3 protein-coding genes are annotated in these 3114 nt (G+C 41.3%); 1 reads left to right on the plus strand and 2 read right to left on the minus strand.

The features are described from left to right. Positions 1-244: 244 nt before the first annotated feature. Positions 245-754, minus strand: coding sequence for an allophycocyanin subunit beta (gene apcB / locus PN450_RS05350; protein WP_015080356.1), 510 nt, complete (start codon positions 752-754; stop codon positions 245-247). A gap of 373 nt (positions 755-1127) precedes the next feature. Here apcB and glnA point away from each other — a divergent pair, with 373 nt between their 5' ends. Continuing rightward, entirely contained in the window at positions 1128-2543 is a 1416-nt protein-coding gene (gene glnA / locus PN450_RS05355; protein ID WP_015080355.1) for a type I glutamate--ammonia ligase, read from the plus strand. Between the two features lie 68 nt (positions 2544-2611). Here the strand turns inward: glnA and gifA are convergent, their stop codons facing one another. After that, positions 2612-2812: a glutamine synthetase inactivation factor IF7A gene (gene gifA, locus PN450_RS05360; protein ID WP_015080354.1), complete on the minus strand. Its 201-nt coding sequence runs from the start codon at positions 2810-2812 to the stop codon at positions 2612-2614. Positions 2813-3114: the final 302 nt, after the last annotated feature.

Genomic DNA, 3114 nt, shown 5'->3' on the forward strand with positions numbered 1-3114 from the left:
GATAGGCTGACCCCTCGTTCCAAAGGCAAAATCAAGGTTAATCAACAAAAATGATCATGTATCTAGCTTGGTTATCGCTATTCTCTCGCCTTGCCGAGATATTCAATTCATAACACAAATTTTGGGAATTGTCTCCATGTTTTCCTTCCTTGCTGTCGCGTTGGTCGGAAAACCGTCGTCAATTCACGCGCCATTCATCCCCCGCTGCCCTATCGGGTCAGACGTGGGGCTTCTGTCGGTTAAGCTAAACATCAATCTCACTCAATTCACGAGTGATATGATCAAAAGGCTCATCCACAAAAGCAGTATTAGCAATACCAGCAGCCGCTACCTGTTCCTTGACGATACCCTTCATTATCTGAATACCTTGAACAGTTGAACCAATGGGTACACCCAAGGAATTGTAAGTTTCTCTGAGTCCTTGTAATACACGCTCATCCAGAACATTCATATTACCAGCCACTAGCGCATAGGTAGCGTAGCGCAGGTAATAGTCCATATCCCGCAAACAAGCGGCAAAACGACGGGTTGTATAAGCATTGCCACCAGGACGAATTAATTCTGGTAGTTCTTCAAATAACTTTGCCCCAGCTTGTTTGACAATTGCGGCAGCATTGGAATTAATCGCTGCTGCGGCTTGAACTCTAGCTGTTCCACTATCAAAGTAGGATTTGAGGGTATCAATGGCATTCCGGTCAAAATAACGCCCGGTTACGTCATAATTCTTAATTAAAGTTGTAACGGCATCACGCATTCTTTTTTCTCCCAATCATTAGTTATCTATGATTTGATATTAATTTGGTTGCCATGAAGCACCAACAAGATTCTGTGCCAATTCACATAAAATAGACACTGGCACAAAAACTATCCATCTGCTATCTAAGGATTTTATGCCAAAGTTGACCCCTGATCATGAATTTTCTAGTTTTGTACAGATTAAGAAAGAAAGGTTAACATAACCTGTAATCCAGACAATCTGTAACAAACATGACAAAATCATGTCAAGTTAACTATTTACGATATTCCAGGTAGTGTATGACAACTTGGGTTAGCGTAACAAGGTGAGGATGCTTGGGCAGACTCTGGGTTTATATTAGGTAATTGGCTACATCAGGAGTAAAGTAAAAATGACAACCCCAAAAGAAATCTTGAAGAAGATTCAAGACGAAAAAATTCAGATGATTGATCTGAAATTCATTGATACACTGGGAACTTGGCAACATTTGACCATGTACCAAGACCAGATTGATGAAAGTTCATTCTCTGACGGTGTACCTTTCGACGGTTCTAGTATTCGCGGTTGGAAAGGTATTGAAGAATCTGACATGACCATGGTGCTTGATCCTAACACCGCTTGGATTGACCCATTCATGAAAGAGCCAACTCTCAGTATCATTTGTAGTATTAAAGAACCCCGCACAGGCCAATGGTACAACCGTTGTCCTCGCGTTATTGCCCAAAAAGCGATAGATTATCTAGCTTCTACTGGACTTGGTGATACAGCTTTCTTTGGTCCTGAAGCTGAATTCTTCATTTTTGATGATGTCCGTTACGACCAAACCACCAACTCCGGTTACTACTACGTTGATTCTGTAGAAGGTCGTTGGAATACTGGTAGAGAAGAAGGACCTAACCTGGGTTACAAAACCCGCGTCAAAGAAGGTTATTTCCCAGTTCCTCCCACTGACAGCTTTCAAGATATGCGGACAGAAATGCTGCTAACCATGAAAGATTGTGGCGTACCCATTGAAAAGCAACACCATGAAGTTGCGACTGGTGGTCAGTGCGAACTTGGTTTCAAATTTGGTAAGTTGATTGAAGCCGCTGATTGGTTGATGACTTACAAGTATGTGATCAAAAACGTGGCTAGAAAGTATGGCAAAACCGTCACCTTCATGCCAAAACCCATTTTTGGCGATAACGGTTCTGGTATGCACTGTCACCAATCTATCTGGAAAAATGGTCAGCCCCTATTTGCAGGTGACAAGTACGCTGGTATGAGCGAAATGGGACTTTACTACATTGGTGGTATTCTCAAACACGCTCCAGCATTGTTGGCAATCACCAACCCCACTACCAATTCTTACAAACGCCTCGTACCTGGTTATGAAGCACCTGTAAACTTGGCTTATTCCCAAGGTAATCGTTCTGCTTCTGTGCGGATTCCTCTTTCTGGAGACAACCCCAAAGCCAAGCGTTTAGAATTCCGTTGTCCAGACGCTACTTCTAACCCTTACTTGGCTTTTGCGGCTATGCTTTGTGCTGGGATTGATGGTATCAAAAACAAAATTCATCCTGGTGAACCCTTAGATAAAAATATCTATGAACTTTCACCAGAAGAATTATCTAAGATTCCTTCTACTCCTGGTTCTTTAGAATTGGCTTTGGAAGCTTTGGAAAATGACCACGCTTTCTTAACTGAAACTGGCGTTTTCTCTGAAGATTTCATTCAAAACTGGATTGATTACAAGGTTGCTAACGAAGTTAAGCAAATGCAATTGCGTCCACATCCTTATGAATTCTTCTTGTATTACGATTGCTAATTACAACAATTACTAACGTACAACTAGTGAATTTTTTAGCCACCCTCTGGGGTGGCTTTCTTTTTCACTTAACTCATAGTCGCTTGGCTACGTCCATAAAGCGTCTGAGTAGCTGCATCCATTTTACCTTGAATGGGATTCCAGTAGTGAGATATTCCTTCATGCAAATTAAGTTCCTGTGCAGCCCGCATCAACATGGATTGTTGACGATTCTTAGCTTGCTGATGTTGACGTACCATTGATTGACGGGCTTTTTCTTGAATAGACATGACACTACCTCCCTGTATTTATTTACTAAGGAATAATTTACTATTCCCTGCAATCTGATGATAACACAAAAATCTGTAGCGTAAACTACAGAATCTTAAATGAATAGGATTGATATGATTATATCTCCTCTATCCTGCTTGCATTTTCGATGAGAGCATAAAATTCTGTAGCGTAAACTACAAAATGATATTTTTGTTATAAAACTTCATGAAATTGGTCAGTTGTCAGTTGTTAGTTGTCGCAAAAGAATATTTCTCTCCCCTACTCCCCCTACTCCCCCTACTCCCCCTACTCCCCCTAC

It is taken from the genome of Dolichospermum lemmermannii CS-548, assembly GCF_028330815.1.
Classification (GTDB): Bacteria; Cyanobacteriota; Cyanobacteriia; order Cyanobacteriales; family Nostocaceae; genus Dolichospermum; species Dolichospermum lemmermannii.